This is a genomic window from Leucobacter sp. MMO-125 (genome assembly GCF_037148395.1).
In the GTDB taxonomy this organism is placed as follows: domain Bacteria; phylum Actinomycetota; class Actinomycetes; order Actinomycetales; family Microbacteriaceae; genus Leucobacter.
On record NZ_JBBCTL010000002.1, the window covers coordinates 228018 to 254926 of the forward strand.

Consider the following 26909-nt stretch of genomic DNA (forward strand, 5'->3'; position numbering starts at 1 on the left):
ACCAGCCTCAGCGAGCCGGAATTACACGCAGCAGCTGCCACCACAACAGGAGCCGGCGGCCTCGCCATCATTCAGCAGGTTGAGAATCTCGCGCGACTCGGCATCGGCAAAGCCGGCAGCACCCTGCAGCCCGGCCGCCGGGTCGAGCCCCGCCTGAATCTCAGCCTCAACGGCCTCAGCTGCGATCGCAGTCGCGTCCCTGTTGTCATTCATCGTCGTTCCTTTCACGCCTGATCTGCGGGATGGTCTTCGGTGCTCGCGCCGGCACGGAAGCCGAGCACCTGTTCGAACGCGCCAGCGAATGCCTCGGCGCTCTGCGCACCCGAAATGCCGTACTTCTGGTCGAGCAAGAAGAACGGCACACCGTTCACCCCGAGCATACGAGCGCGGGTGATGTCGCGCTGCACCGCCTCACCGTAGGTGTCATCTGCAAGCGCCGCACGCACAGCCTCAGGGTCGAGGCCGGCATCGGCTCCCAGACGCGCCAGCGTCTCCGGGTCGGAAAGATCCTCCCCCTCCGCGAAGTAGGCGCGGAACAGTCGGTCCTGCACGGCATCCTGCGCCCCCGACTCGGCAGCCAGGTGCAGGATCCGGTGCGCTCGGGCGGTGTTCGCGTGCTTCACGCTGGCGAAGTCGAACACCACGCCGTCAACAGCCCCGAGCTCGGTCATCTGCGCGAGCATCTGCTCCACCTGCGCGGCCGGCATACCCTTGTGCCGCACCAGGAAATCGACCTCGCTGCCCGTGAAATCGAGGGGCGTGTCAGGGGCCAGCTCGAAGCTGTGGCCCGCCACCTCGAAATCAACCTCGGGGTGCGCTTCACGGAACGCGGCAACTCCCGCTTCGAAGCGGCGTTTGCCGATGTAGCACCAGGGGCAGGCGATATCTGACCAGATATCGACGCGGATCGTCTCAGTCATGCCGGGTGCAACCACGACGGCCGTCTCGGTATTCCAGCCACCTCGCACACGCGCGAGCGCAGCGGTCAGATCATGCGCGCACCGGAGACCGGTCCCGTCGCGGTGAGCGCGCGCACCCCCGCGCGGGTCAGCACACTGCGCAGCTCGGCAGCTTCCTGGGCATCACCGACCAGGAACGCCACCGTGGGCCCCGATCCGGAAACAATGCCGGCGCGCGCGCCCCGCGACTCCCCCAGCTCCAACAACTCAGCGAGTTCGGGGGCGAGCTTCAGCGCCGCAACCTGCAGATCATTGTGCATGGCATCAGCCAAGGAGTCGGCGTCACCCACCCGCACCGCCTGCAGCACAGCAGTGTCCACCTTCACCTGCTCGGGCTGCCTGCCGAGGTCGCGCAGATGCGCGTCGCGGTGCGTGTCGAGCGCCCGATACACCACCGGTGTGCTGAGCCCCGCATCAGAAAGTGCGAGCACCCAGTGGAAGGTGCCCTTCGCAAGCGCCGGACTGAGCTCGTCGCCGCGCCCTGTGCCCACCGCGGTGCCACCCTCAAGGGCAAAGGGCACATCGGCGCCGAGCTCCGCAGCGAGCGGCAGCAGCCCCGAACGGCCGAGTTCAGTGCCCCACAACTCATCACAGGCAACCAGCGTTGCAGCGGCATCGGCCGAGCCGCCGCCCATACCACCGGCAATCGGCACCCGCTTCAGAATCGTCAGATCGACGCCACCCGCATAGCCCGTGCGCTCGGCCAGCAGCTGCGCCGCGCGGATCGCCAGATTCGACGCATCAGTCGCCAAGCCGCTGACGTCGATCGGGCCGGTGAAGCGCACCGAGAAACCGTCGGCGTGCACCGCAGTGACCTCTTCGAACAGCGACACCGCCTGATACAGCGAGGCCACATCGTGATAGCCGTCGTCCTGCAGCGCGCCGACCCGGAAGAACACGTTGATCTTCCCCGGTGCCCGCACCGTGATCGCTCGCCCCCGAATCGCGCTCATGGTTACACGCTAGCGCACGTCACCGCGCGCGAGATGCTCCCGAGCAATGGCGAGGAACTCATCAATGCCGAGCTGCTCGGCCCGCGCGGTCGGCGCAATGCCCGCAGCCTCGATCGTCGCAACCGCCACATCGAGCTCCCCCAGCACCGGCTGCAAGGCCTGCCGCAGCATCTTGCGCCGCTGCGCGAACGCCGCATTCACCAGCTCGAACACCAGCGCCCGCTCCCGCTCATCACCCCTCGGCTGCGCGCGCTTCTCATAGCCGACAAGCACCGAATCGACGCCGGGCACCGGCCAGAAGATGCGGCGGCTCACTGAGCCCGCGATCCGCCAATCCCCATACCAGGCAGCCTTCGCGCTTGGAGCGCCGTACTCCTTCGAGCCGGGCCCCGCCGCAATGCGATGCCCGACCTCGGCCTGCACCATCACCAGCCCGCCGCGGAGGCCCGGAATCAGTTCGAGCAGATGCATCAGAATCGGCACCGACACGTTGTAGGGCAGGTTCGCCACAAGCACCTCTGGCGGCTGCGGGGCGGCCAGAAGCATCTCGGCGCTCAGATCGAGCGCGTCCGTGTGGATAACGCGCAGACGAGGAGCATCGGGGTCGGCGAACACCTCCGGCTGCATCGCACGCGCCGTCTGCAGCAGCTCAGCCGCAAGACGCCGATCGATCTCGACCGCGGTGACATCGGCGCCCACCTCGGTGATACCGAGCGTCAACGAGCCGAGGCCGGGACCGATCTCGATGACGCGATCGCCCGCGCTCACTCCGGCAAGCCGCACGATCTTGCGAACCGTGTTCGGGTCGATGACGAAGTTCTGCCCGAGCTTCTTGGTGGGCGAGACCCCGAGCCGCTCAGCGAGATCGCGCACCTCATTCGGGCCGAGCAGGCGCGGGTGGGCTGGGACGTCAGTCATTGCCGCCGACCTCCCAGGTGCCGTAGACGCGCTCGGTGTTTGCCGCGATGCGCGCGCACACCTCCGCGAGGGGCTCGTCAAGCGTCTCGGCCATGCGGCGCACCGTGTGCGGCAGCAGGTAGGGGGCGTTCGGCCGGCCGCGGAACGGCTCCGGTGTGAGGAACGGGGCGTCGGTTTCGGCGAGCACGAGCTCGGGACGCGCCACCGTAATCGCCTCGCGCAGCGCCGGTGCGTTCTTGAACGTCGAGGTGCCTGAGAACGACATGTACCAGCCATGCTCATTGCAGACGCGGGCCAGCCGCGCATCGCCCGAGAAGCAGTGGAACACGGTGCGCTCGGGGGCGCCGACCCGCAGCAGCGTCGCCACCACCTCGTCGTGCGCGTCGCGGTCATGGATCTGCAGCGCAATGCCGTTGGCCTTTGCGATCTCGATGTGCGTCTCGAACGACTCGATCTGCGCCGCACGACCGTCTTCGCCAGTGCGGAAGAAATCAAGGCCAGTCTCGCCCACAGCGCGCACCCGCGACTGCGCGGCAAGCCGCGCGATCTCAGAAAGGTGCGAGCTCAGCAGCCCCTCAGCGAACAGTCGCGGCGCCTCATTGGGGTGCAGCGCGACCGCAGCGAGCACGCGAGGGTCGCTCGCCGCGAGCTGAGCGCTCCAGCGGCTGGTCTCCAGGTCAGTGCCGACCTGCACGATGCCGCGCACGCCCACCGCTTCCGCCCTGGCGAGCGAATCGAGCGGGTCGAGCTGATCGACGCCGTCTTCGAACTCGAGGTGGGCGTGGTTGTCGTAGACCGGGATGGGCAGCGGCTCGGGGTTCTCGGGCCGGCTCAGATCGCGCGACCCAGATCCCGACGCCGCCGGGCCGGTGCTCCGCTTGCGCAGCCCGCCGGCGGGAACCTCCGCGGCGGTCACTTGTTCTCGCCGTCGATCTCGATGCGGGGGAAGAGCACAGCGATGCGCTGCTGCTCGGTGCCTGCGAGCAAACGGCCCCAACGGCCGGCCTCGCGGATCGGCTGCTCGGCGAGCGCGCCCAGCGTCTCCTCGGCACCCAGGGCCGTCCACAGCTTCGCAGCGGCCTGCGGAATCACGGGCGCGAGCAGCTCAGCGAGCACCCGCAGGCCCTCGGTGGTCGTGTAGAGCACGGCAGCCAGACGGTCGCGCTGCGCGGGATCCTTGGCAAGCACCCACGGCTCCTGCTCGGTGATGTAACCGTTCAGGGCATCGACAAGCTCCCACACAGCGGCGAGCGCCTCGTGGATCGCAAAGACCGAAATACGCTCGTCGGCACGCGCAGCAACGTCAGCCGCGAGGGTGCGGATCGCGGCGTCGGCCGGCTGCTCCTCGCTGCCGCCCTGCGGCACCCGACCCTCGAAGTACTTCTGATTCATCGCGAGCACGCGGCTGGCGAGGTTGCCGAAGCCGTTGGCGAGCTCGGCCTGGTAGCGGGCCGCCAGATCTTCCCAGCTGAAGGAGCCGTCGTGCCCGAAGGAGATGGCGCGCATGAAGTAGTAGCGGAAGGCATCAGAGCCGAAGGTGTCGGTGATCTCGTTCGGTGCGATACCCGTGAGCTTCGACTTCGACATCTTCTCTCCGCCCACCAGCAGCCAGCCGTGCGCGAAGACGTGGCGCGGCACCTCGAGCCCCGCGGCCATGAGCATGGCCGGCCAGATCACCGCGTGGAAGCGGAGGATGTCTTTGCCGACGATGTGGGTCGCCGGCCAACGACGCTCGAACTGCTCGGTGTCGGCGCCGTACCCCGTGGCGGTGACGTAGTTGAGCAGCGCGTCGAACCACACGTAGGTGACGTGGGATGCATCCCACGGAATCGGGATGCCCCAGTCAAAGGAGGTGCGCGAAATCGACAGGTCTTCGAGGCCCTGCTGCACAAAAGCGATGACCTCGTTGCGCGCGCTCGCGGGCTGCACGAAGTCGGGGCGCTCCTCGTAGAGGGCGAGCAGGCGATCCTGGAAGGCGCTCATCTTGAAGAAGTAGTTCTTCTCCTGCAGCAGTTCCAGGGGCTTCGAGTGGATCGCACACACCTTCTCGCCGGCGAAAGCGCCCTCGCCGTCGACGATCTCGCTCTTCGGCTTGAACTCCTCGCAGCCCACACAGTAGAGCGCTTCGAACTCACCGGCGTAGACGTGGCCGTCGTCGTAGAGCTTCTGCAGAAACTTCGCGACGCCCTCTTCATGCCTCGCATCGGTGGTGCGAATGAAGTCGTCGTTGGAGATGTCGATCGTGCCGAGCAGCGGCTTCCATGCCGACTCGACGAGGCGATCCGCCCACTCCTTCGGCGCAACGCCGTTGGCCGTGGCGGTGCGCAGAATCTTCTGGCCGTGCTCGTCGGTGCCCGTCAGGAACCAGGTGTCATCGCCCGCCTGCCGGTGCCACCGCGCAAGCACGTCAGCCGCCACCTCGGTGTACGCATGCCCGATGTGGGGGGCGTCGTTCACGTAGAAGATCGGGGTGGTGATGAAGAACGAGGAGGACTGTGCCTGCTGGTCGAGTGCCATGGGTGCCATTCTATTGGGAACCACCGACACGCTCGTCCGTGTTACGCCGAGCCTGCGACCACGATCTCCGGCTCGTGCCGCACCGGGAAGTTCACCGAGTTCGCGATGAAGCACGCGTCCCGTGCCGCAGCGTGCGCCGCGAGCGCCGCCTCCACCATCGAAACTTCGGCGACAGCAACCCTTGGCCGGAGCACCACCTCCGTGAACGCGCCACCCAACCCCTCCTGCAACATCGTGCCCACCGCCTCGTCGGTATACCCCGTCACTACGACGCCCGCGCGCACGGCCATGTGCAGGTACGAGAGCATGTGGCACTGCGCGAGCGCGGTGACCAGCAGCTCCTCGGGATTCCAACGGTCAGCGTCGCCGTGGAAGGTGCGATCGGCCGAACCCTCGAGCGCGGCCTTGCCCGCTGCACGGATCAGCAGCTGCCTGCCGTAGTCGCGGTACCCACTCGTCCCGGTCCCCCGGTTGCCGGTCCACTCGATCCCCACGCGGTACTCATGCACGTCGCCCACGCGGCCAGCCTAGCGCTGGCGCTCCGGTGCTGTGCCGCCGCAATCGTCCCAGCCACCCGAGAGTAAGATCGAGAGCATGAGCGAAGCAGCGCCAGTCACCGAATCGTCAATTCCCCAGCAGCGTCTCGTTGTCACCGAGATTCCCGGGCCCCGCTCACGAGAAATCCACGAGCGTCGCCGCGCGGTCGTGCCGCCCGGAGTGCACAGCGTGCTGCCCGTCTACATCGAGCGCTCGCATGACTCCATCCTCGTTGACGTCGACGGCAACCACCTCGTCGACGTCTGCGGCGGCATCGGCGTGACCACCGTGGGCCACACCGACAGCGCCGTCGTCGCAGCGGCCACCGCGCAGCTCAACAAGGTCACTCACACCCTGTTCACAATGACTCCCTACGAGCCGTACGTGCAGGTGGCCGAGCACCTCGCCAAGCACGTTCCTGGCTCGACGGCCGAGCGCCCCTACAAGACCCTGCTCATGAACTCCGGTGCCGAAGCCGTTGAGAACGGTGTCAAAATCGCCCGCAAGTACACCGGCCGCCCCGGCGTCGCCGTGCTCGAACACGCCTACCACGGCCGCACCATGCTCACCAGCAGCATGAATCACAAGGCCGCTCCCTACGCCCTCGGCTACGGCCCCCGCGCCGGCGACATCTACAAGGCTCCCAATTCCTACCCGCTGCACGACGGCCTGAGCGGTGCCGAGGCCGCGGCCCGCACCATCGCCCACCTCGAAAAGGTGGCCGGCGCCGAAGATCTCGCTTGCCTCGTTGTCGAGCCCATCCAGGGCGAGGGCGGCTTCATCGTGCCCGCCGACGGCTACCTGCCGGCGCTCGCCGAATGGTGCCGCGCGAACGGCATCGTGTTCATCGCCGACGAGGTGCAGGCGGGTATGGCGCGCACCGGCACCGTCTTCTCGATCGAACAGTTCGGCGTCGAGCCCGACATCGTGCTCTCGGCGAAGGGCATCGCCGGCGGTCTCCCCCTCGCCGGCATCACTGGCCGCGCCGAGATCATGGACCAGTCGCAGCCGGGCGGCCTCGGCGGCACCTTCGGCGGCAACCCCGTCTCCTGCGCTGCCGCCGTCGCGGTCTTCGAGCAGATCGAACGCGAAAACCTGCTCGTAGAAGCGAAGCGGATCGAGGCCACCTTCACCGCAGGCCTGCGACGCCTCGCCGAGAAGTACGACAGCATCGCCGAGGTGCGCGGCCGCGGCGCGATGCTCGCGATCGAGATCGTGAAGCCCGGCACACTCGAGGCCGACCCGAAGCTCGTGTCACACGTCGTCGACTTCGCGGCCTCGCAGGGCGTGGTGCTGTTGAGCACCGGCGTGCACAATCAGGCCATCCGCTTCCTGCCCTCGCTCAAGATGAGCGACGAACTCATCGCCGACGTCATCGATGTGCTCGACGCCGCCTTCGCGGCAGCGTAGGCGGATCCAACCCGTGCCACCTCACCCCGCCGCCTCCCCTGAGGCGGCGGGGTTTCGCATGCTCTCTCCTCCCCGCACTGACGCCCGCCACACCCGCCGCGCCCGCCACACCCTCCTCACCCGCCACACCCATCACCCCGGCCGCCCCGCCGAGAGGCGGGTTTCGCATGAATCCGCCCGCCCTCAGATGCGAAATGCGCCTTTCGAGGGCGTAGCTATGCGCGGGTGCAAGGGCAAGCGGGCGCAGGGGCAAGCAGGCTCGCGCGGGCGGCGCGCAGGAGCAGCGTGCGGGGCGATCCGCCTCAGCCTGTGATTTCGAGGCCCGAGGCCTCGAAGCTGCCGGTATCGACAACATCGCCGACGGCGTGCACGTCGATCACGATCACGGTGACGTTGTCGCGGCCCGCGTTGTCGAGCGCCTGGTGCACGAGCGTGCGAGCGGCGTCTTCTGCGGTGGGCTGCGAGGCCAGGTAATGCTGGATGCCGATGTCCGTGAGCTCTTTCGTGAGCCCGTCGGAGCAGATCAGCAGGCGCTGGCCCGGGATGAGGGCGAGCGAGGTGTAGTCGGGGATCGGGGCCTCGTTGAAACCGACAGCGCGCGTGATCACGTTCGCATGCGGGTGCACCTCGGCTTCTTCTTCGCTGATCGCACCGGTGTCGATGAGGTGCTGCACGACGGAGTGATCGACGGTAATTTGGCTGAGGGCACCTTTGAAGTATTGGTAAACACGGGAATCGCCGATGTTGAAGACCCGCCAGGTGGGTTCGTCTTCGGTGCTGAGGCAAACACCGGTGACAGTGGTGCCGGCCCCGAGCTCGGTCTCCCCGGCATCGAGTTCGATGTCTTCGACAGCATCGCCGAGCAGTTCGTCGATGTCGCGCTCGGTGGCGTTCTCGGTGCCGCCGAGTTCGGCGAGTCGACGCACCACTGCGGCGGAGGCGATCTCGCCGGCCGAGTGGCCCCCCATGCCGTCGGCGACGGCGAAGATCGGGGGCATGGCGACGTAGCTGTCCTGGTTGGTTTCACGTCGATTTCCGACGTCGCTCAGGGCAAACCACGAGAGCTCGATCTCGAGCTCGCTGTCTTTGCGGTAGCGCAGACGTCGACGCGACGCGTTTTCACCGCGCGCGGTCACTGCTTCCACCTCTCAGACACCAGAGTATTCTACCGTGCCGTGCTGTGTGCCGACGACCGCGCCGCGGGCGCCCCCAGCTCGGTGACCAGGGTGATCACGCGCGACGACTCATCGAGACTGAGCTCGAGGCCGGTGACTTGCGCCCAGTCGAGTAGCTGCTGCGGGGTGTCGAGACGGGCGGCGGATCGGGCAAGGCGCCGCACGAGGTCGCCTTTCGCCGCCTTGTTGAAGTGGTTGAGGGCGCGCACTGCGCCGTCGTCGCCGCGCTGCACAACAAGGAGGGCGTACCCCACATCGTTGGGCAACGGCGCCAGGGCCGCGTAGTCTTTCGAGCGCAGATCAAGCACGAGACCAGCCCCGGCCCACTCAATGTTGGCGTGCGCTTCGCTCCAGACGCGTTTGAGCGGGGCACCGAGGCCTGGCAGGCGGGATCCTGCGGAAAGCCTGTAGGCGGGGATTCGGTCCCCCGCGCCGACGAGGCCGAGCAGCGCCGACTGCACGAGCACATGCTCAGCGAGCCACGCGCGCTCTGCGGCGTTCAGCGACGGCACGTCGAGAGCGTCGTAGAGCACGCCCGTGTAGCGTTCCACGGCGGGCAGCACGCCGCTTTCATCGAGTCGCAGATTGTGCTGCAGTTCATCACGGTTCTTCACCCCGAGCTTCAGGGCCTTCGCGGCGATGTCTTCGTCGCCGCGGCTCAACTCTTCAAGCGCGGCGCGCACCCTGCCGCGGGCATGGTGCAGTTGCTCGTGCGCGCGCAGCTCGGCGGGGCGCAGGAATCCTTCACCGCCGCTTCGTTTCGTTTCAGAGGGGGGCAGCAGGATCTTCATGGTGCTTCCAGCCTAGCGACTCCTCCCCCGGAAACGCCTCGGGGCCCGGATCACCGATTGGTGTTCCGGGCCCCGAGGTCAGGGGTGCAGCGACCGAGTGTTAGGCGGCGACGCTCGCGCGACTGGCGACGATGGTCACCGTGTCGTGATCGACCGAGAGGAAACCACCCTCGGCGTCAACCGCGATCTTCTCACCACCGGCAGTGGTCACGCGCACCTCACCCTGCGCGAGCAGGGCGAGCAGCGGCTGGTGGCCGCTGAGGATGCCGATCTCGCCCTCGACCGTCTTCGCGACGACCTGAGCAGCCTCACCCGTCCAGACCTCGTGATCGGCCGAGACGACACTCACGTTGAGCGCCATGACTTAGGCCAGATCCTTCTGCATCTTGGCCCAGTTCTCCTCGACGTCGGAGATGCCGCCCACGTTGAAGAAGGCCTGCTCTGCGACGTGATCGAACTCGCCCTTGCAGATCGCGTCGAACGACTCGATGGTCTCCGCGAGGGGAACCGTGGAGCCCTCAACACCGGTGAACTTCTTCGCCATGTAGGTGTTCTGCGAGAGGAACTGCTGGATGCGGCGCGCGCGTGCCACGGTGATCTTGTCCTCTTCGGAGAGCTCGTCGACACCAAGGATCGCGATGATCTCCTGGAGCTCCTTGTTCTTCTGGAGGATCTGCTTCACCGTCGTGGCGACGCGGTAGTGGTCCTCGCCCAAGTAGCGGGGATCCATGATGCGCGAGCTTGAGGTGAGCGGATCGATGGCGGGGTAGAGACCCTTCGAGGCGATCTCACGCGAGAGCTCGGTGGTCGCATCGAGGTGGGCGAAGGTGGTCGCCGGGGCCGGATCGGTGTAGTCGTCGGCGGGCACGTAGATGGCCTGCAGCGAGGTGATCGAGTGGCCACGGGTCGAGGTGATGCGCTCCTGGAGGATGCCCATCTCGTCGGCGAGGTTCGGCTGGTAGCCCACAGCGGAGGGCATACGGCCGAGCAGCGTCGACACCTCGGAACCGGCCTGCGTGAAGCGGAAGATGTTGTCGATGAAGAGCAGCACGTCCTGCTTCTGCACATCGCGGAAGTACTCCGCCATGGTCAGCGCGGAGAGGGCAACGCGCAGACGCGTCCCCGGGGGCTCGTCCATCTGGCCGAACACCAGAGCGGTCTTGTCGAAGACGCCGGCCTCGTCCATCTCGTGGATGAGGTCGTTGCCCTCACGGGTGCGCTCGCCGACACCGGCGAACACCGAGACGCCGCCGTGGTCCTGGGCCACGCGCTGGATCATCTCCTGGATGAGGACGGTCTTGCCGACACCAGCACCACCGAACAGGCCGATCTTGCCGCCCTGCACGTACGGGGTGAGGAGGTCGATCGACTTGATGCCGGTTTCGAAGAGCTGGGTCTTCGACTCGAGCTGATCGAAGGCCGGGGGCGTGCGGTGGATGCTCCAGCGCTCGTTGACCTCGATGGTCTCGCCCTCGGGGAGGTTGAGCACGTTGCCCGTAACGTCGAACACCTTGCCCTTGGTGACATCACCCACGGGAACGGTGATCGAGTCACCGGTGTCGACGACCTCCTGGCCGCGCACGAGGCCGTCAGTCGGCTTCAGTGCGATGGCGCGGACGAGGTTGTCGCCGAGGTGCTGCGCAACCTCGAGCACGAGCTTGAAGGGCTCAGCGCCCTCGCCCATGTTGACGATGGTCTCGAGAGCGTTGTAGACGCCGGGGATCGCGTCGTGCGGGAACTCGATATCGACGACGGGGCCGGTCACTCGAGCGATCCGCCCGACAACCTTCGTTGCGGCCTCAGTCGCCACTGCGGCGGTTTCGGTCATGTTTCTCTCTCTTCGTGCTTCTTAGCTCGACAGCGCGTCGGCGCCGCCTACGATCTCGGAAATCTGCTGGGTAATCTCGGCCTGGCGGGCGTTGTTCGCGAGGCGCGTGTAATCGCGGATCAGCGTGTCGGCGTTGTCGCTCGCCGACTTCATCGCCTTCTGCGTCGCAGCGTGCTTCGCCGCAGCCGATTCCAGCATGGCGTTGAAGATACGCGACTCGATGTAGGCCGGCAGCAGCTTGTCGAGCACCGTGTCAGCGTCGGGCTCGAACTCGTACAGCGCCTCGGGGGCTTCTGTCGCCTCGGCGACGCCCTCGACAACCTGCAGCGGGAGCAGGCGGTGCACCTCGGGAACCTGACTCACCATGCTGATGAGGCGGTTGTAGACGAGGTGGATCTCCTGCGCTCCGCCCTCGGCGGCGGGGCGGGCGAAGACCTCAAGCAGGGACTCCGCAACCTCCTTCGCCGTTTCGAAGGCGGGGGTTTCGGTGTCACCGGTCCACACACGCTCCGAAGCACGGCGACGGAAGGAGAAGTACCCCTGGGCCTTGCGGCCGATCAGGTAGTACACAACTTCCTTGCCCTCTTCGTGCAGCAGCTCGGTGAGCTGCTCCGCCTCCCGCAGCACCTGCGAGTTGAAGGCGCCCGCGAGACCGCGGTCGGAGGTGAAGATCACCACTGCCGCCCGCTCGACCTTGTCGGCCTCGACGAGCAGCGGGTGTGCGGTGTTCGAGTGCGTGGCGACCGCGGACACCGCACGGGTGATCGCGGTGGCATACGGCGTCGACGCTTCGACGCGTGCCTTCGCCTTCTGGATGCGAGAGGCTGCGATCAGCTCCATCGCACGGGTGATCTTCTTGGTCGTCTGGGCAGAACGAATCTTCTGCCGGTAGACCCGAAGTTGCGCTCCCATGTCTCTCCTGTACTGGTCGGGGCTGGCTGGTCGAGGTGGTTCGGGATCGGTGGGGGCTGACGCCCCCACCGGGGTCCGTCACTACTTCTTGACGACCAGCTGCTCCTGCTTGATCTCTGCCTCGTCGAGCGCACCGAACTGCTCGCTCAGGCTCTTGCCGGACGAGGTGCGGAACTCGCTCTTGAACTTCTCGATCTGCGCGGTGATGTCGGCGACGGTGTCGTCGTCGAGCACGTTGGTCGAGCGGAGCGTGTTCAGCGCCTCGGAGTTGCGGCCGAGGTAGTCGAGGAACTCGCGCTCGAAGCGCAGGATGTCCTCAACCGGGACATCATCGAGGAAGCCCTTGGTGCCGGCCCAGATCGAAACGGTCTGCTCTTCGACGGGGTACGGCGTGTACTGCGGCTGCTTGAGCAGCTCGGTGAGGCGGGCGCCGCGCTCGAGCTGCTTGCGGCTGGCCGCGTCGAGATCCGAGGCGAACATCGCAAAGGCCTCGAGGGCACGGTACTGGGCGAGCTCGAGCTTGAGGGTACCGGAGACCTTCTTGATCGACTTCACCTGTGCGTCACCGCCGACTCGCGACACCGAGATGCCCACGTCGACCGCCGGACGCTGGTTCGCGTTGAAGAGGTCGGACTGCAGGAAGATCTGGCCGTCGGTGATCGAGATCACGTTGGTCGGGATGTAAGCCGAAACGTCGTTCGCCTTGGTCTCGATGATCGGAAGACCGGTCATCGAGCCGGCACCCAGCTCGTCCGAGAGCTTTGCGCAGCGCTCGAGCAGGCGGGAGTGCAGGTAGAAGACGTCGCCCGGGTAGGCCTCGCGCCCCGGCGGGCGACGGAGGAGCAGCGACACGGCGCGGTAGGCCTCAGCCTGCTTCGACAGATCATCAAAGATGATGAGGACGTGCTTGCCGTCGTACATCCAGTGCTGGCCGATTGCCGAACCGGTGTAGGGCGCCAGGTACTTGAAGCCAGCGGGGTCGGATGCCGGGGAGGCGACGATGGTGGTGTACTCCATCGCGCCGGCGTCCTCGAGCGCGCCCTTCACCGAAGCGATGGTCGAGCCCTTCTGGCCGATGGCAACGTAGATGCAGCGCACCTGCTTGGTGGTGTCGCCCGACTCCCAGTTGGCCTTCTGGTTGATGATGGTGTCGATCGCGATTGCGGTCTTGCCGGTCTGGCGGTCACCGATGATGAGCTGGCGCTGGCCGCGGCCAACGGGGATCATCGCGTCGATCGCCTTGATGCCGGTCTGCAGCGGCTCGTGCACCGACTTGCGCTGCATGACGCCGGGGGCCTGCAGCTCGAGGGCGCGACGGCCCTCGACGCCGGTGATCTCACCGAGGCCGTCGATCGGGTTGCCGAGGGGGTCGACCACGCGGCCGAGGTAGCCCTCGCCCACGGGAACCGAGAGCACCTCGCCGGTGCGGGTGACCTGCTGGCCCTCCTCGATGCCGGTGAACTCGCCGAGCACGACGACACCGATCTCGTTCTCCTCGAGGTTCTGTGCGAGGCCGAGGGTGCCGTCTGCGAAGCGCACCAGCTCGTTTGCCATCACGCCGGGGAGGCCCTCGACGTGGGCGATGCCGTCAGCGGCGTCGACCACGGTGCCGACCTCGGTCTTCTCCGCCTGGGCCGGCTCGTACGACGCTGCGAAGTCATTCAGCGCGTCGCGGATCTCGTCCGGGCTGATTGAGAGTTCTGCCATTTCGTTTCCTCTGTCTGATCCGGAAGCGCCGCCCCCGGGGTGAAAAGTTGTGCCCTATGCAGCGAGCTGCTGTCGGAGGTCATCAAGGCGGGCGCGAACGCTGCCGTCGATCACGTCGTCTGCGATCTGGATGCGCACGCCGCCAATGAGCTCGGGGTCGATCACCGTCGTGATCTTCACGGAACGACCGACCGACTGCTCAAGGGCGCGGGCAAGCCGCTCCTGCTGAGCCGCCGAGAGCGGTGTCGCGACGGTGACTGTCGCGAGATCGCTGCCGTTCTGGTCGGCGGCGATGCGAGCGGCGCTGCGGAGCGAGGCGTCGAGCCTGCGACCGCGCGGGTTCGCGACGAGGTGGCTCACGACCGCGACCGTGGAGGCCGAGGCCTTGCTCTCGAGCAGTCGCTGCACGAGCCGCACCTTGCCGGCGGGATCGGCGAGCTTGCTGCCGAGGCTGAGCTGGAGCTCGTGGTTGCGATCGATCAGATCAGCGACCGCGAGCAGCTCGTCGGAGAGCGCCGCGTTGGCGAGACCCTCGGCGCGCAGGCCGAGCTCCTCGACACCCGCGACGAACTCCTCGACGTTCGACCAGCGCGCCTGGACGGCTGCGGTGAGCACGGAGCGCGCGTCAGCGGTGAGCCCGCCGAAGAGCCGTGCGACGAGTTGCCCCTTGGCCTCAGCGCTCGCCGAGGCGTCGCCGAGTGCCGAGGCGAGCGCGGGGCTCTCGGCGATCCGAGCCGTCGCCTGCAGCAGTGCGCCGCCGGTGGCCGGGTCGAGTCCCGCCCGCAGCGCGGTGCGCGCCTGGGCCAGTGCTTCGCGTGACGCGCTTCCCATCAGTTCGCCGCCTTCTCGGATGCTTCGAGATCAGCGAGGAAGCGGTCGACGAGCGCCGACGCCTTCTGGTCGTCGGCGAGGGTTTCGCCGACCACGCTGGAAGCGAGACCGAGGGCCAGCGAGCCGACGTCCTTGCGCAGCGAGACCACAGCGCTCTGACGCTCCGCCTCGATCTGCGCCTGGGCGGCCTGCGCGATGCGGGCCTGCTCGGCAACGGCCTCTTCGCGGGCCTTGGCGCGGATCTTGTCGCCATCGGCGCGGGCGTCCTCGCGGATCACGCCGGCCTCTTCGCGAGCGCTTGCGAGCTGCGCGGTGTACTCCTGCAGCGCCGCCTCCGCCTTCGCCTGGGCCTCATCGGCCTTGGCAATGTTGCCCTCGATGGCCTCGGCGCGAGCGTCGAGCATCGCCTGCATCTTGGGCAGGAAGACCTTCCAGAATGCGATGAGCAGGATGACGAAGATGACTCCCGACCATACGATGTCGTAGGTCGCGGGGAGCAGCGGGTTCTTATCCGCGGTCTCAGCAGCAACAACGATTGTGTTGATCATCGCTGCCTCCTCTCATGTCAGGTTACGAAACGTTAGTAAAGGGGAACGTTTCTTAGTAGCCGAACATGTAGGCGGTGCCGATGCCCACGAAGGCGAGCGCCTCGGTGAACGCGATACCGATCCACATCAGCACCTGCAGGCGGCCGGCGAGCTCGGGCTGGCGAGCAACGCCCTCGATCGTCTTGCCGACGACAATGCCCACACCGATGGCGGGGCCGATGGCGGCGAGACCGTAACCGACGGTGGCGATGCTACCCGAAACTTGAGCGAGAACAGACACAGTATGTGTTTCCTTCCGTGTGTTGAGTGCGGCGGTTGCCGAACCCGGGTTGGTTTAGTGCTCTTCAGCCAGCGCGAGCTGGATGTAGACAGCAGTGAGAAGCGTGAAGACGTAGGCCTGCAGCACGGCGACGAGAATCTCGAAGAGCGTGAATGCGAAGCCGAAGCCGAAGGTGACGACACCGAGCACGGGGAAGAACCCGCCGGCGTACAGGATGAAGAAGTTTGTCGCTGCGAAGAAGAGCACGAGCAGCATGTGGCCGACCATCATGTTCATCAGCAGACGAAGGGTGAGCGTGACGGGGCGGATCACGAAGGTCGAGATGAACTCGATGGGCGTGACGATGATGTAGATCGGCTTGGGCACGCCTGCCGGGAAGAGCGAGTTCTTGAAGAAGTTCTTCGGGCTCTTCTTGATGCCTGCGTAGATGAAGGTGATGTACGAGACAACGGCGAGCACGAGCGGGGTGCCGATGACGGCGGTGCCCGCAACGTTGAGGCCCGGGACGATGCCCGTGACGTTGAACGCCAGGATCATGAAGAACATTGCGCTCAGGATCGGCAGGAAGCGACGACCGTCGATCTTGCCGAGCAGATCTTCCGCGATGTTGACCCGCACGAAGTCGAGCGCCATCTCGGTGAGCGACTGACCGCGGGTGGGGATGACACGCATCTTGCGGGTGCCGAGCCAGAACAGCACGAGCACGAGCACAGCCATGATCACGCGGATGATCATGATGCGGTCCATCTGGAAGATGGTTCCTTCGAAGAAGATCGCGTCGGGGAAGAATTCCTCAATCGACGGCGGGTGGAATCCACCCTCCTCCGAGGTATAGATGACAGGGGCCACGAGTTGCACAGCGTTAGCGAACAGCGCCATTCTCCTGATTCGGGGTGCAGATCAGAACTGCACAACGGCGAACGATGGTCGTGCCCCCAGTGCTCACAGGCATGCGCGTAGCGCGTCCCGGCTGGGAACCCTTCAATCCTAGCAAGGTTTTTGCCTCAGATGAAACCGGGCACCTCGCAGCGCCCGCAGATCACGCCGGGTCGGAGATGATCGGGATCCGCGATCGCGTCACCACGACCACATCGAGCGCGAGTGAAACAAGCACGCTCGCCATCAGACCGAAGAACAGGATCTGCGTGTCGAGCCACGGCTGGCCGCGCAGCAGCAGCACGGAAACGATGAAAGCGATGAACTTCAGCAGCCAGCAACCGAGCACGATGCCGAAGAAGATGCCGATGTACGAGGGGCTTTCGACAAAGCGATTCGCAAACGCGATACTGCCCACCGTGAGCAGCAGGAAGAAGCCGCCCATCGCGGTGCCGATGAGGCCACCCACCACGCCCTCACCGCTCGACACCAGCCATCCGATGCCGGCGAAGACGACCATCAGGACCGCAGTAGCTGCGATGCCCCAGCGCAGGGCGCGCAGCAGGACGGGCTGCGACGCCGGCATCGGCCGGGGCCCCTGCTCGGGCGTCTCCTGCGACTCGGGCTGGGTTGCGTCGCTCACTCGGGGATCCTCTCATTCGATTCGCTCGCGGCCGCGCCTTCGGCGCCCGGAGCCTCGACGGGTGATCCCCGCCTCGTCAACGGTACCAATCCCCGCTGGGCGAAGCGTGCGCGCACTCGCACCACGGGGAAGAACAGCAGCAGCGCGCAGGCCGCTCCCCCGACCACCAGCACCACCACCGGCAGCACCCAGCTCTGCTGCGTGAAGACCAGCAGCACCGCGACCGACAGCACTGCCGTGCCCAGGTAGAAGATGAAGACTGCCTGCAGCGGCGAATGCCCCATATCGAGCAGACGGTGGTGCAAGTGCTGGCGATCCGCCGAAAACGGACTCTTGCCGGCCCTCAAGCGTCGCACCACAGCGAGCGAAAAGTCTGCGAGCGGCAGCGCGAGCACCGCGATCGGCAGAATAATCGGAATGTAGCTCGCGAGCACCAGTTTCTGGTCGAGCGCGGCAGGGTTGAGCTGACCCGTCACTGACACCGTCGAGGTCGCCATCAGCAACCCCACCAGCAACGCGCCGGTGTCGCCCATGAACATGCGCGCGCGATGCCAGTTAAACGGCAGGAATCCCACACAGATCCCCACAACGACAATGCCAATGAAACTCGCGAACACCACTGAGTCGACGCGACCGATCTGCTCGTTCAGCAGGCGGGTGTAGATGAAGAAGAGCGAGTTCGCGATAATCGCGACCCCCGCCACCAGCCCGTCGAGGCCGTCGACGAAATTGACGGCGTTCATCACCAGGGTGATGAGGAAGACCGTGATCACAAAGTTCACTGCCGGCGATCCGACAATGAGCGTGTTCCCGAAGGGCAGCGAAACGATCTGCACACCGTTCCAGGCGAGCAAGCCGGCAGCGGCCAGCTGCGCCGCGAGCTTCACCATCCAGTCGAGGTCGAGCAGATCGTCAAGAATCCCGACCGCGGCGATCATCGCGCACGCCCCCAGCAGCGCCCACATCTCGGGCCCGCGCGTGAACAGCGGCGCGAACTCTGGCTGCGCACCGGCGACGGCGAAGGCGGCGAGCAGGCCCACGAACATGGCGATGCCGCCCAGTCGCGGCGTGGGGGTTCGGTGCACATCGCGATCGCGCACCTCGGGTGCGAGCCGGTAGCGTCGGCTGAGCTGCAGCACCGCGTACGATGCCACAGCGGTCACGAGCACCGCGACCGCCGCAACCACCAGGTAGGGCACCATCAGTTTTCGGCCCTCGGTCAGTCCGCGAAGACGGCCTGCGGCAGCACCTCGGCGAGCGCCTCGCGGCTCACACCGCCCTCGCGCAGAATCCGCAGTTCGCCGCCCTCGGCAGTCAGCCGCGTCGCGTCGATGATCGTCGAAGCGACACCGCCGCCAGCGGCCTCCCCCGCTTCCAGGTACACCTCGACCGAGTCGCCGAGCATCTCGTGCGCGGCCGCAGCGCTCTGAGCGGCCGGCTGCCCGGTGAGGTTGGCAGAAGAGACCGCGAGCGGGCCCGTCTCCTGCAGCAGTTCGAGGGCGAGCGGCTGGTTCGGAATACGCAGCGCCACGGTGCCGCCAGTGTCACCGAGATCCCAGCTCAACGATGGGTTTGCTCGGGTGATGATGGTGAGCGGCCCCGGCCAGAAGGCCTCAGCGAGCGCAGTCAACGGCTCGGTCACCTCGGCGGCAAGGGCTGCGAGCGTAGCTGTGTTGGGAATCAGCACGGGTGGCGGGGACTGCCGCCCCCGGCCCTTCGCATCGAGCAGCCGCTGCACGGCCTCCGGCGAGAACGCATCTGCGGCGACGCCGTACACGGTGTCGGTGGGCAGCACGACAAGCTGCCCGCTGCCGATCGCGCGGCGCGCGGTGCGCGTTCCGGTGAGCAGCTGGGAACTGTCAGAGCAATCGAAGACCTCGGCCATAACCGCCCATCTTACTCTCGCAGTGCTGTGGTCGGCTGGGCGTGCACGGTGCCGGGCCGGGTAGGTCAGCGCCTCGCCAGCGTGGCGCGGTCGCGGCCGGTGAGATCAGGGTGCGTCTCAGCACCGTTCCAACCATCCGCGGTGAGAAGGGTGCGGATCGCGGCGCCCTGCATCTCGGCGTGCTCAAGCACGAGCAGGCCGCCCGGCCGCACGAGCCGCAGGCCGATCCTGCTGATGACACGGATCAGATCGAGGCCGTCGACACCGCTGTAGAGAGCCAGAGCGGGATCGTGGTCGCGCACCTCGGGGTCGCGCGGCACCATATCGCGCGGCACATACGGCGGGTTCGACACGAGCACCGCCACACGCCCCCACAGCGGCTCGAAGGCCCGAATAAGGAAGGATGCGGATCCGGCATCGTATGCACCGGGGCCAGCATCGGCCGCAAGACCCTCTCGATCGAGCTCTGCCACATCGCCGCGCACCAGCGTGACCCGGCCAGCACCCCACTCCCGCACATTGCGCTCGGCCCACGCGTGCGCCTCAGCGCTTTTCTCGACGGCCCAGACCCGCGCCGCAGGCACCTCGTGCGCGGTCGCCAGGGCGATCGCGCCACTGCCCGTGCACAGATCGACCGCGAGCGGCTCGGCGTCTGGCAGGCTGCGCAGTTCGTCGATGCCGAACTGCGCCACGGTCTCGGTCTCTGGTCGCGGCACGAACACGCCCGGGCCCACCGAGAGCTCGAGACGACGGAAGGGGGCGCGCCCCGTCAAGTGCTGCAGCGGCACCCGGCGCGCCCGCTCCGCAGCGAGCGCCTGCAGCGTCTCGTATTGCTCCGGTGAAAGCTCTGCCCCCATCACGTCGAGCGCCTGCACGCGGCCCCGCGAGGCGCCGAGCACGTGCCCGACGAGGAGTTCGGCATCTGCTGACGGATCCGCGATCTCAGCGGCCTCGAACCGTTCGCGCAGCCCCTGCAGCACGGCCCTGACGTCTCGCGCATGGCGCATCGCTTCGTTCACTCCCCCACCTTACCCGCGGCCTCAATCACCCGCGCGGGCAACAGCACCGCTCGACACGGCGTAACAGGGCGTCGCATGCATAACGGATACCACATTCTCAGATAACGACACGCTATAGTTTGGGGTGGCTTCGCCGCTCGACCCCTCTGGAGGAGATCACACCCATGTCACGCAGCTACGACAACATCACCCAGGCCTTCGGCAACACCCCCCTCGTGCGGCTCAACCGCGTCGCCGAGGGCCAAGCCGAGGTTTACGCGAAGCTCGAGTTCTACAACCCCGCTGGCAGCGTCAAGGATCGCATCGGCATTGCCATCGTCGATGCCGCGGAAGCCTCAGGAGCACTGCAACCCGGCGGCACGATCGTCGAGGGCACCAGCGGCAACACCGGCATCGCCCTCGCCTTCGTCGGAGCCGCACGCGGCTACCGCGTAATCCTCACCATGCCCGAGACGATGAGCATCGAGCGCCGCAAGCTGCTCGCCGCCTACGGCGCCGAGATCGTACTGACCGAAGGCCCGCTCGGCATGAAGGGCGCCGTCGCAAAGGCTGAGGAGATCGCCGCAAACACCCCCGGTGCCGTGCTCGCCCAGCAGTTCGCAAACCCCGCCAACCCCGCGATCCACAGGGCCACCACAGGCCCCGAAATCTGGAACGACACCGACGGCCAGGTCGACATCTTCGTTGCCGGCATCGGCACCGGCGGCACCATCACGGGCGCGGGCGGCTACCTCAAAGAGCAGAACCCCAACATCTCCGTGGTCGCCGTCGAGCCGATCGACTCGCCACTGCTCACCGAGGGCACAGCAGGCCCCCACAAGATCCAGGGCCTCGGCGCCAACTTCGTACCCCCCATCCTCAACAGGGAGGTCTACGACGAGGTCATCGACGTTGCCCTGCCGGACGCGATCGCGAAAGCCCGCGCCCTCGGCACCGACGAAGGCATCCTCGCAGGTATTTCCGGCGGAGCCGCCGTCTGGGCCGCCGCGCAGCTCGCACAGCGCCCCGAGAACGCCGGCAAGAAGATCGTCGTGATCGTGCCCGACTTCGGCGAGCGCTACTTCTCGACTGTGCTGTACGAAGACCTCAACGTCTAATCACCGAACACCGGGCCCGCGCGGGAATCCTCCGCGCGGGCCCGGTGTTGTATTTCCCGAGACCCAGCGCAGAAGGGACACCGTGAGCATCTTCAGCCGCATCAGCGAGGACATCAACGCAGCAAAAGCCATCGACCCGGCAGCGCGCGGCAGCCTCTCAGTGTTTCTCATTTACTCGGGTCTGCACGCCGTCTGGTGGCACCACATCTCCCACACCATGTGGCACCGGGGCATGCGATTCCTCCCGCGCGCGATCTCACAGTTCGTGCGCTTCTTCACGGGCATCGAAATCCATCCCGGAGCCACGATCGGTCGCCGCCTCTTCATCGATCACGGCATGGGCGTCGTTATTGGCGAGACCGCCGTGGTGGGAGACGACGTGCTCATCTACCACGGTGTCACACTCGGCGGCACCGGCCACAGCCGCGGCAAACGGCACCCCACCATCGGAGACAGGGTGATCATCGGTGCCGGCGCAAAAGTGCTCGGCGACATCGAGCTGGGCCACGACAGCGCCGTAGGGGCGAACGCCGTGGTGGTGCACTCCGCACCGCCGTGGACCACACTCACCGGCATCCCCGCTGCGGGCCGGCCTCGGAGAGGTGCACCACTCGCTGAAACCCCCGACCTCGCCGACTTCTACGTGATCTGAGACCTGCTTAGATCACGCACCGTTCAGCGCAGGCGCCTGCCATGCTCGTCCATCCAGCGGCGGGTGCGGCGTTGCTCGACGAGGATCATCGTGATGCCGAGCACCCAGAACGGGATCTGCACCGCGAACGCCAGTTTGAAGGCCCCGAGCGAATAGCTCTCAGGGGAGCCGGCACCCTGCAGGTCGAGCACGAAGCCGATGAGCACGATCACGAGCAGCGAGGCAGTGAAGCCCGCCGTGTTGACGAGCCCGGTGCCGAAGCCAGAGAAGCTGCGCGGCGTATGCGAACGCGACACTTCGAAGGAGATCATCGACCCGGGCCCACCGAAGGGCATAACGACCAGCAACACGATCAGCACCGCGATCGGTGGTGTGCCAGGCCACGCGATCACCGTGATCCAGCACGCCGCGATCGCCACGGCGATGCCGACACTGATCCAGACGCGGCGCTCGATGAAGCGGGAGCTGATCGGGCCGAGCACGAGCCCGACAACCATCGATGACACCACAGTGAGGCTGAGCAGGCCGCTCGCCGCAGCCGGCGAAAGACCGATACCACCCACCAAGAAGGGCGTGCCCCAGAGCAGCACGAAGGAGTTCAGCGCAAAGGGGGTGGTGAAATGCACCCAGTACGCGAGCCGTACACCCGGGATGCGCAACAGCCTGCGGATCCGCCCCCAGAACCCGAGGGCGCGGATGCGCGGCGGTTTCCCCACCGGGATGAGCCCCGTAGCAGGCGGGGCCATCTCGACTACGCCGGTGGGCGGGGGTGTTGCCAGCGAACGCGCGTTGCGGCTGAGGGCCCCTGGCCGCCCCGTCATCCGTTCGAGCAGCGTGCCGGCACCGGGGCGATCCCGCAGAACGACCGCGCCGAGCAGCGTGATGAGCACACCGACAGCGGCGACACCCAAGAAACCCGTCGCCCAGCCTGCCGCGCCCACCAGCAGAGCCAGCGGAGTGACCGAGACGAGCTGTCCGGCCTGCCCGATCAGCCCGGTGACCTGGCTGACCGTCGGCAGCTGGCGCACCGCGAACCATTCGGGAAGCAGCCGCATCACGCTGATAAAGGTGCAAGCATCGCCGGCACCCACGAGCACTCGCGCGAGAATCGCGAGCCGCACGTCGGCGACTGTGGCCATGATGATCTGCCCGGCCACCATCAGCAGGCCGCCAGAGAAGATCATCGTCGCCGAGCCGAACCTGTCGAGCAGCGTGCCGACCGGAATCTGCAGGCCCGCATAGACCACGAGCTGGATCATCGCGAACATCGAGAGCGTAGTCGCGTCGATTCCGAAGTGCTCCTGCGTGGCGGGGCCGAGCGCCGCGAGTGAGGAGCGGTTGATAATGGCGACCGCGTAGGCGACTGCGGCTACGCTCCACACCACCCAGGGGAGGAGTGGCCGAGCCGTACGCATAGGCTCAACTGTACTCCTCCCCCAGGGTCGGCGACGCCGTGGCGTGGTCAGTCGCGGGGAGGCAGCGGCGGGCCGTCGGGGAAGTCGCTGCGAGTGAGATCCATGAAGAGCGCGTCTTCGAGGTGGCCGCCCGGGCGCACCTGGTAATCGCGCAGCACACCGATACGGCGGAAGCCGAGCCGCTCGTAGCTGCGGATCGCGCCGTCGTTGTTGATGTTGGGGTCGAGCGTGATCCGGGAGATGCCCTCTGCGAACTCCTTGCGAATCGCGAGCGCGAGCGCCTCTTCGCCGATACGGCGGCCACGGAAGGCGGTGCTCAGGAAGATGTGGATCACCGTGGTGGGGTACTCGGCGTCGCTGCCGCGCAGCACAAACATCGCGCCGACGCACTGCCCCTCCACCTCGATGACGCGCACGTACTCGGGGTGATCGAGGATCTCGCGCTGCACGCGCTCAGCCGTGTAGCCGACCCACCAGACGGCCACCTCGGGCTCGGTGAGGATGGCGAGGAGGGCGTCTGCGTCGGCTGCCTGCGGGGCGCGCAGCGTGACGAGCGGCCCGGTGATGGGAGTGGGGATCGTTGCTGTGGTCATGGCATCAGCGTAACGCTCCCACAGCCCAGAGAACAACGTTTTTCTGCGCAATTTCGGGGCAAATTCACTCATTTCGAAGCAAATGCATCAACCTGGTTCGAAATCCGTCGAAAAGGTTCGGTTGACGCACCTCGGTTCGTCTGCGCCAGCAACGACGAACGGCGCCGACCGCCTCTCCCGCAGGAAAGGCCATCGACGCCGTCTCGGCTGCGGGCTACTGCCCGAGCGCCTGCAAGCGATCTTCCTCATCCATGCGGATGCAGGAGAGAATGACGGGCTCGAGCGCGCCATTCATGACGTGATCCAGGTTGTACGCCTTGTACCCCGTGCGGTGATCCGCGATGCGGTTCTCGGGGAAGTTGTACGTGCGGATGCGCTCAGAACGATCCATCGTGCGGATCTGACTCGAACGATGCGCGCTGGCCTCAGCCGCTGCTTCCTCCTGCTGCTTCGCGAGCAAGCGAGCACGCAGTACGCGCATGGCCGCCTCACGGTTCTGCAGCTGCGACTTCTCATTCTGCATCGCCACCACGATGCCCGTGGGCAGGTGGGTGATGCGCACCGCGGAGTCGGTCGTATTCACCGACTGGCCGCCGGGGCCCGAGGAGCGATAGACATCGATCTTGAGATCGTTCTGATTGATCTCGACCTCTTCGGGCTCATCGACCTCGGGATACACGAGCACCCCTGTCGTCGAGGTGTGAATGCGCCCCTGCGACTCGGTGACGGGCACACGCTGCACGCGGTGCACACCACCCTCATACTTGAGGTGCGCCCAAACGCCCTGCGACGGATCGCTCGCGTTCGACTTGATCGCCAGCTGCACGTTCTTGTAGCCGCCGAGGTCACTCTCGTCCTTTTCGAGGATCTCGGTCTTCCACCCCTTCGACTCCGCGTAGTGCATGTACATGCGCAGCAGATCAGCACCGAACAGCGCAGACTCTGCGCCACCTTCACCGCCCTTGATCTCGAGGATCACATCGCGGGCATCATCGGGATCGCGCGGAATCAGCAGTCGGCGCACCTTCTCCTGCGCCTCGGCAAGCCCCTGTTCAAGAGCCGGGATCTCCTCGGCGAAGGCGTCATCCTCCTTGGCCAGCTCGCGCGCGGCCTCGAGGTCGTCGCCGAGCTGCTGCCACTGCTCATGGGCAGCCTTGATCTTGCTGAGTTCCGCGTACCGGCGGTTCACCTTCTTCGCGCGCGCAGCATCGGCGTGCAGCGCGGGATCAGCGAGCTCATCCTGCAGCCGAGCGTGCTCGGCAAGCAGGCCCTCGACCTGCTCGAACATCAGGCGCGGCCTCGCTGCAGCTCAGCGAGCAGCGCGGCGTTCGACGCCGTGGCACGCAGCCGCTCGGCGAGCTGCTCGGCAGCGTCATCGTCGGCGGCGATACTCGAGCGGATGCCTGCGAGCACCGCAGCCTCCTCAGCGCCGAGCATCGCATCAGCGTTGCGGGTCAGCGAAGCAGCGATATCGACGGCGGGAATGGTGCCGGGCACGCCCTGCTCGAAGCGGATCTCGCTGTTCGCAATCGCGCGAAGTTCGCGCAGCAGCATCTTGTCAGCGGCGATCCCGGTCTTCGTCTGCACCGTTGCGAGCACGGTAAGCGAGCCACCGTTCTCAACATTGCGGGCAGCCGCGAGCAGGCGCTTGATCTGGCCGAGCGCGAACTCGTCGATCGCCTCGAGTGCGGGGCGGGTCGAAACGTGCTGGGCCTGTGCGTAGGCGCGGGCAAAGCGGTTCAGCGAATCGACGAGCACCACCACATCGTGCCCGAGCTCGACCAGGCGCTTCGCGCGATCGATGGCGAGCTCTGCGACAGTGGCCTGATCCTCTGCGGGACGATCGAAGCTTGCCGCCACGACCTCACCGGCAACGGTGCGCTGCAGGTGCGTGATCTCCTCGGGCTGCGCGTTCGCGAGCACGACCATGAGGTGCGCGTCGGGCCGGTTCGCGGTGACGGCCTGGGCAAGCTCGGTGATCACCGAAGTGCCGTGGGCCGAAGCGGGCAGCACGAGCAGACCGCGCTGGCCGAGGCCGACAGGAGCCGCGATGTCGATGGCGCGGCCGAGCAAACGCTCCTGAGCGGTCTCGAAACGCAGACGCTCCTGCGGGAAAACCGGAGTGAGATCGGCGATATCGACGCGCTGCTCGTTCTCCTCAGCAGTGCGCCCGTTGACGGTGTCGACCTTCACGATCGCGTTGTACTTCTGGCGACCACCGGTATCGCCCTCGCGGGGCTGACGGATGGCGCCCACCACGGCATCACCGCGGCGGAGGCCGTACTTCTTGACCTGACCGAGCGAGACGTAGACGTCGCTGGTGCCGGGCAGGTAGCCGCTCGTGCGCACGAAGGCGTAGTTGTCGAGCACATCGAGAATGCCGGCTACGGGGAGCAGCACGTCATCTTCGGTGATTTCCGGATCAAAATCATCGTTTTGTCCGCGACGCTTGCGGTCGCGCTGGCGCGTGCGGGTCGAACGCGAGGCGGAGTCGCCCTTGCCCTGGCCGTTCTGACCGTTTTGGTTCTGACCGTTTTGGTTCTGACCGTTCTGGTTCTGGCTGCGGCCCTTGGCCTCTTCACCCTGCTCAGCGGTCTCGGCAGACTCGCCGTTTTCGTTCTTCTGCCCGCGGCCGCGACGGTTGCGGCTGCGACCGCCCTTCTCGGCGTCGCCGTCTGCGTCGTTCTTCGCGGCTTCAGCCGGAGCATCGCCCTGCGCGGTGCCGCTCTGCGCGGGCTTGCGCCCCTGCGCCTGGCCGCCTTCGGAGGCCTGATCGGCGCTAGTGTCTGCGGTGGCATCGTTCGCGGCCTCGGCCTGCGGTGCCGCTTCGGAGGCCTGCGCACGGCGCGAGCGACCGCGCTTAGCGGGGGCTGCCTCAGCAGCGTCGGCTGCGGGGCTCGATGCCTCGGGGGTCGCGGCGGCGGGGGTTTCGGCGGCGGCCTCCGCCGGTGCCTCCTCAGCAACCTTCTTACGGCTGCGAGTCGCACGCTTCTTCGGCGCCTCAACCGGAGCCTCAGCGGTATCGGCTGCGGCAGCCTCGGCGGGTGCCTCAGCGGCAGCCTCCGCCGGCGCCTCCTCAGCAACCTTCTTACGGCTGCGAGTCGCACGCTTCTTCGGCGCCTCAGCCGGAGCCTCAGCGGCGTCGGCGGCAGGAGCAGCCGACACCTGGGCCGCGGGAGCCTCAGCAGCAGGAGCAGAAACCGCGGTCGCGGCCTCGCTCGTGGCACCCGCCGCAGCGGTCACCCGGCGCGACGCCCGGCGACGCACGGGTGCGGTCTCCTCGCTTGCGGGGGCAGTGGTCGTCTCTTCGACGTTCGATTCCATCGTTCTTCCTTTCGGAACACCTCGGAGCCGGCGTGCGCA

Annotated in this window: 28 protein-coding genes; 3 read left to right on the plus strand and 25 right to left on the minus strand. The window is 66.8% G+C overall.

The window, feature by feature from the left end; all coding sequences use genetic code 11:
* Positions 1-21 precede the first annotated feature (21 nt).
* From WFI54_RS05775 to WFI54_RS05805, 7 genes are all read right to left on the minus strand, one after another.
* Positions 22-213: a hypothetical protein gene (locus WFI54_RS05775; RefSeq protein ID WP_336651843.1), complete on the minus strand. Its 192-nt coding sequence runs from the start codon at positions 211-213 to the stop codon at positions 22-24.
* A gap of 11 nt (positions 214-224) precedes the next feature.
* Positions 225-920 (minus strand): DsbA family oxidoreductase, encoded by a 696-nt coding sequence (locus tag WFI54_RS05780; RefSeq protein WP_336651844.1) that lies wholly within the window; start codon positions 918-920, stop codon positions 225-227.
* Positions 921-985: 65 nt separating this feature from the next.
* Positions 986-1912 (minus strand): 4-(cytidine 5'-diphospho)-2-C-methyl-D-erythritol kinase, encoded by a 927-nt coding sequence (locus tag WFI54_RS05785; RefSeq protein WP_336651845.1) that lies wholly within the window; start codon positions 1910-1912, stop codon positions 986-988.
* A gap of 9 nt (positions 1913-1921) precedes the next feature.
* The gene (gene rsmA / locus WFI54_RS05790; RefSeq protein WP_336651846.1) at positions 1922-2830 is read right to left on the minus strand and encodes a 16S rRNA (adenine(1518)-N(6)/adenine(1519)-N(6))-dimethyltransferase RsmA; all 909 of its coding nucleotides are present in this window, start codon (positions 2828-2830) and stop codon (positions 1922-1924) included.
* Positions 2823-3746 carry a TatD family hydrolase gene (locus tag WFI54_RS05795; RefSeq protein ID WP_336651847.1) on the minus strand — a complete coding sequence of 308 codons (924 nt, stop codon included), beginning with the start codon at positions 3744-3746 and terminating at the stop codon, positions 2823-2825. The genes rsmA and WFI54_RS05795 overlap by 8 nt, the downstream gene beginning before the upstream one ends.
* A complete protein-coding gene (metG, locus tag WFI54_RS05800) occupies positions 3743-5347 on the minus strand; it encodes a methionine--tRNA ligase (RefSeq protein ID WP_336651848.1) in 1605 nt (534 codons plus the stop codon). Before metG ends, WFI54_RS05795 begins: the two co-directional genes overlap by 4 nt.
* A gap of 41 nt (positions 5348-5388) precedes the next feature.
* Positions 5389-5865 (minus strand): OsmC family protein, encoded by a 477-nt coding sequence (locus WFI54_RS05805; protein WP_336651849.1) that lies wholly within the window; start codon positions 5863-5865, stop codon positions 5389-5391.
* Positions 5866-5941: 76 nt separating this feature from the next.
* On the opposite strand from WFI54_RS05805, the gene WFI54_RS05810 reads away from it, so the two are divergent.
* Positions 5942-7294, plus strand: coding sequence for an aminotransferase class III-fold pyridoxal phosphate-dependent enzyme (locus tag WFI54_RS05810; protein ID WP_336651850.1), 1353 nt, complete (start codon positions 5942-5944; stop codon positions 7292-7294).
* 302 nt (positions 7295-7596) lie between these two features.
* Here WFI54_RS05810 and WFI54_RS05815 read toward each other — a convergent pair whose 3' ends face one another.
* The 14 genes from WFI54_RS05815 to prmC form a co-directional block, all read right to left on the minus strand.
* The gene (locus tag WFI54_RS05815) at positions 7597-8430 is read right to left on the minus strand and encodes a PP2C family protein-serine/threonine phosphatase (RefSeq protein ID WP_336651851.1); all 834 of its coding nucleotides are present in this window, start codon (positions 8428-8430) and stop codon (positions 7597-7599) included.
* A gap of 29 nt (positions 8431-8459) precedes the next feature.
* Positions 8460-9260 (minus strand): YaaA family protein, encoded by an 801-nt coding sequence (locus WFI54_RS05820; RefSeq protein ID WP_336651852.1) that lies wholly within the window; start codon positions 9258-9260, stop codon positions 8460-8462.
* Positions 9261-9360: 100 nt separating this feature from the next.
* A complete protein-coding gene (locus tag WFI54_RS05825) occupies positions 9361-9621 on the minus strand; it encodes a F0F1 ATP synthase subunit epsilon (protein WP_336651853.1) in 261 nt (86 codons plus the stop codon).
* A gap of 3 nt (positions 9622-9624) precedes the next feature.
* Positions 9625-11088, minus strand: coding sequence for a F0F1 ATP synthase subunit beta (gene atpD / locus WFI54_RS05830; protein WP_336651854.1), 1464 nt, complete (start codon positions 11086-11088; stop codon positions 9625-9627).
* A 21-nt stretch (positions 11089-11109) separates the two neighbouring features.
* Positions 11110-12000: a F0F1 ATP synthase subunit gamma gene (locus WFI54_RS05835; protein ID WP_336651855.1), complete on the minus strand. Its 891-nt coding sequence runs from the start codon at positions 11998-12000 to the stop codon at positions 11110-11112.
* A gap of 81 nt (positions 12001-12081) precedes the next feature.
* Positions 12082-13707 (minus strand): F0F1 ATP synthase subunit alpha, encoded by a 1626-nt coding sequence (gene atpA, locus WFI54_RS05840; RefSeq protein WP_336651856.1) that lies wholly within the window; start codon positions 13705-13707, stop codon positions 12082-12084.
* Between the two features lie 54 nt (positions 13708-13761).
* Positions 13762-14538, minus strand: a complete 777-nt coding sequence (locus WFI54_RS05845; RefSeq protein WP_336651857.1) for a F0F1 ATP synthase subunit delta — start codon at positions 14536-14538, stop codon at positions 13762-13764.
* The gene (locus WFI54_RS05850) at positions 14538-15086 is read right to left on the minus strand and encodes a F0F1 ATP synthase subunit B (protein WP_336651858.1); all 549 of its coding nucleotides are present in this window, start codon (positions 15084-15086) and stop codon (positions 14538-14540) included. Before WFI54_RS05850 ends, WFI54_RS05845 begins: the two co-directional genes overlap by 1 nt.
* Before the next feature lie 52 nt (positions 15087-15138).
* Complete coding sequence (gene atpE / locus WFI54_RS05855) at positions 15139-15366, minus strand: ATP synthase F0 subunit C (protein ID WP_017883370.1); 228 nt, start codon at positions 15364-15366, stop codon at positions 15139-15141.
* Between the two features lie 54 nt (positions 15367-15420).
* The gene (atpB, locus tag WFI54_RS05860) at positions 15421-16245 is read right to left on the minus strand and encodes a F0F1 ATP synthase subunit A (protein WP_336651859.1); all 825 of its coding nucleotides are present in this window, start codon (positions 16243-16245) and stop codon (positions 15421-15423) included.
* Between the two features lie 160 nt (positions 16246-16405).
* On the minus strand, positions 16406-16885 hold the full coding sequence (locus WFI54_RS05865; RefSeq protein WP_336651860.1) for a 3-oxoacyl-ACP reductase: 480 nt from the start codon (positions 16883-16885) through the stop codon (positions 16406-16408).
* Positions 16882-18087, minus strand: coding sequence for an MraY family glycosyltransferase (locus tag WFI54_RS05870; RefSeq protein WP_336651861.1), 1206 nt, complete (start codon positions 18085-18087; stop codon positions 16882-16884). The genes WFI54_RS05865 and WFI54_RS05870 overlap by 4 nt, the downstream gene beginning before the upstream one ends.
* A gap of 17 nt (positions 18088-18104) precedes the next feature.
* Positions 18105-18770, minus strand: a complete 666-nt coding sequence (locus WFI54_RS05875; protein ID WP_336651862.1) for an L-threonylcarbamoyladenylate synthase — start codon at positions 18768-18770, stop codon at positions 18105-18107.
* A 65-nt stretch (positions 18771-18835) separates the two neighbouring features.
* The gene (gene prmC / locus WFI54_RS05880) at positions 18836-19777 is read right to left on the minus strand and encodes a peptide chain release factor N(5)-glutamine methyltransferase (protein WP_336652198.1); all 942 of its coding nucleotides are present in this window, start codon (positions 19775-19777) and stop codon (positions 18836-18838) included.
* 176 nt (positions 19778-19953) lie between these two features.
* Between prmC and cysK the strand changes: the two genes are divergently transcribed.
* Positions 19954-20886 (plus strand): cysteine synthase A, encoded by a 933-nt coding sequence (gene cysK / locus WFI54_RS05885; protein WP_336651863.1) that lies wholly within the window; start codon positions 19954-19956, stop codon positions 20884-20886.
* An 82-nt stretch (positions 20887-20968) separates the two neighbouring features.
* A complete protein-coding gene (gene cysE / locus WFI54_RS05890) occupies positions 20969-21538 on the plus strand; it encodes a serine O-acetyltransferase (protein WP_336651864.1) in 570 nt (189 codons plus the stop codon).
* Between the two features lie 23 nt (positions 21539-21561).
* On the opposite strand, the gene WFI54_RS05895 is transcribed toward cysE, so the two are convergent.
* From WFI54_RS05895 to rho, 4 genes are all read right to left on the minus strand, one after another.
* Entirely contained in the window at positions 21562-22953 is a 1392-nt protein-coding gene (locus WFI54_RS05895) for an MFS transporter (RefSeq protein WP_336651865.1), read from the minus strand.
* Positions 22954-23000: 47 nt separating this feature from the next.
* Entirely contained in the window at positions 23001-23546 is a 546-nt protein-coding gene (locus WFI54_RS05900; RefSeq protein WP_336651866.1) for a GNAT family N-acetyltransferase, read from the minus strand.
* Positions 23547-23760: 214 nt separating this feature from the next.
* Entirely contained in the window at positions 23761-24834 is a 1074-nt protein-coding gene (gene prfA, locus WFI54_RS05905; RefSeq protein WP_336651867.1) for a peptide chain release factor 1, read from the minus strand.
* A complete protein-coding gene (gene rho / locus WFI54_RS05910) occupies positions 24834-26870 on the minus strand; it encodes a transcription termination factor Rho (RefSeq protein WP_336651868.1) in 2037 nt (678 codons plus the stop codon). Before rho ends, prfA begins: the two co-directional genes overlap by 1 nt.
* Positions 26871-26909 lie beyond the last annotated feature (39 nt).

Bases quoted from the DNA above. Each gene is read 5' to 3' on its own strand.
- WFI54_RS05870 (WP_336651861.1), bottom strand. From the start codon at position 18,087: ATGGTGCCCTACCTGGTGGTTGCGGCGGTCGCGGTGCTCGTGACCGCT.
- metG (WP_336651848.1), bottom strand. From the start codon at position 5,347: ATGGCACTCGACCAGCAGGCACAGTCCTCCTCGTTCTTCATCACCACC.
- WFI54_RS05810 (WP_336651850.1), top strand. From the start codon at position 5,942: ATGAGCGAAGCAGCGCCAGTCACCGAATCGTCAATTCCCCAGCAGCGT.
- WFI54_RS05780 (WP_336651844.1), bottom strand. From the start codon at position 920: ATGACTGAGACGATCCGCGTCGATATCTGGTCAGATATCGCCTGCCCC.
- atpA (WP_336651856.1), bottom strand. From the start codon at position 13,707: ATGGCAGAACTCTCAATCAGCCCGGACGAGATCCGCGACGCGCTGAAT.
- WFI54_RS05900 (WP_336651866.1), bottom strand. From the start codon at position 23,546: ATGACCACAGCAACGATCCCCACTCCCATCACCGGGCCGCTCGTCACG.
- rho (WP_336651868.1), bottom strand. From the start codon at position 26,870: ATGGAATCGAACGTCGAAGAGACGACCACTGCCCCCGCAAGCGAGGAG.
- atpB (WP_336651859.1), bottom strand. From the start codon at position 16,245: ATGGCGCTGTTCGCTAACGCTGTGCAACTCGTGGCCCCTGTCATCTAT.
- WFI54_RS05850 (WP_336651858.1), bottom strand. From the start codon at position 15,086: ATGATCAACACAATCGTTGTTGCTGCTGAGACCGCGGATAAGAACCCG.
- WFI54_RS05825 (WP_336651853.1), bottom strand. From the start codon at position 9,621: ATGGCGCTCAACGTGAGTGTCGTCTCGGCCGATCACGAGGTCTGGACG.
- rsmA (WP_336651846.1), bottom strand. From the start codon at position 2,830: ATGACTGACGTCCCAGCCCACCCGCGCCTGCTCGGCCCGAATGAGGTG.
- prmC (WP_336652198.1), bottom strand. From the start codon at position 19,777: ATGCGCCATGCGCGAGACGTCAGGGCCGTGCTGCAGGGGCTGCGCGAA.
- prfA (WP_336651867.1), bottom strand. From the start codon at position 24,834: ATGTTCGAGCAGGTCGAGGGCCTGCTTGCCGAGCACGCTCGGCTGCAG.
- WFI54_RS05845 (WP_336651857.1), bottom strand. From the start codon at position 14,538: ATGGGAAGCGCGTCACGCGAAGCACTGGCCCAGGCGCGCACCGCGCTG.
- atpD (WP_336651854.1), bottom strand. From the start codon at position 11,088: ATGACCGAAACCGCCGCAGTGGCGACTGAGGCCGCAACGAAGGTTGTC.
- WFI54_RS05820 (WP_336651852.1), bottom strand. From the start codon at position 9,260: ATGAAGATCCTGCTGCCCCCCTCTGAAACGAAACGAAGCGGCGGTGAA.
- WFI54_RS05875 (WP_336651862.1), bottom strand. From the start codon at position 18,770: ATGGCCGAGGTCTTCGATTGCTCTGACAGTTCCCAGCTGCTCACCGGA.
- WFI54_RS05775 (WP_336651843.1), bottom strand. From the start codon at position 213: ATGAATGACAACAGGGACGCGACTGCGATCGCAGCTGAGGCCGTTGAG.
- WFI54_RS05785 (WP_336651845.1), bottom strand. From the start codon at position 1,912: ATGAGCGCGATTCGGGGGCGAGCGATCACGGTGCGGGCACCGGGGAAG.
- cysK (WP_336651863.1), top strand. From the start codon at position 19,954: ATGTCACGCAGCTACGACAACATCACCCAGGCCTTCGGCAACACCCCC.
- WFI54_RS05895 (WP_336651865.1), bottom strand. From the start codon at position 22,953: ATGCGTACGGCTCGGCCACTCCTCCCCTGGGTGGTGTGGAGCGTAGCC.
- WFI54_RS05835 (WP_336651855.1), bottom strand. From the start codon at position 12,000: ATGGGAGCGCAACTTCGGGTCTACCGGCAGAAGATTCGTTCTGCCCAG.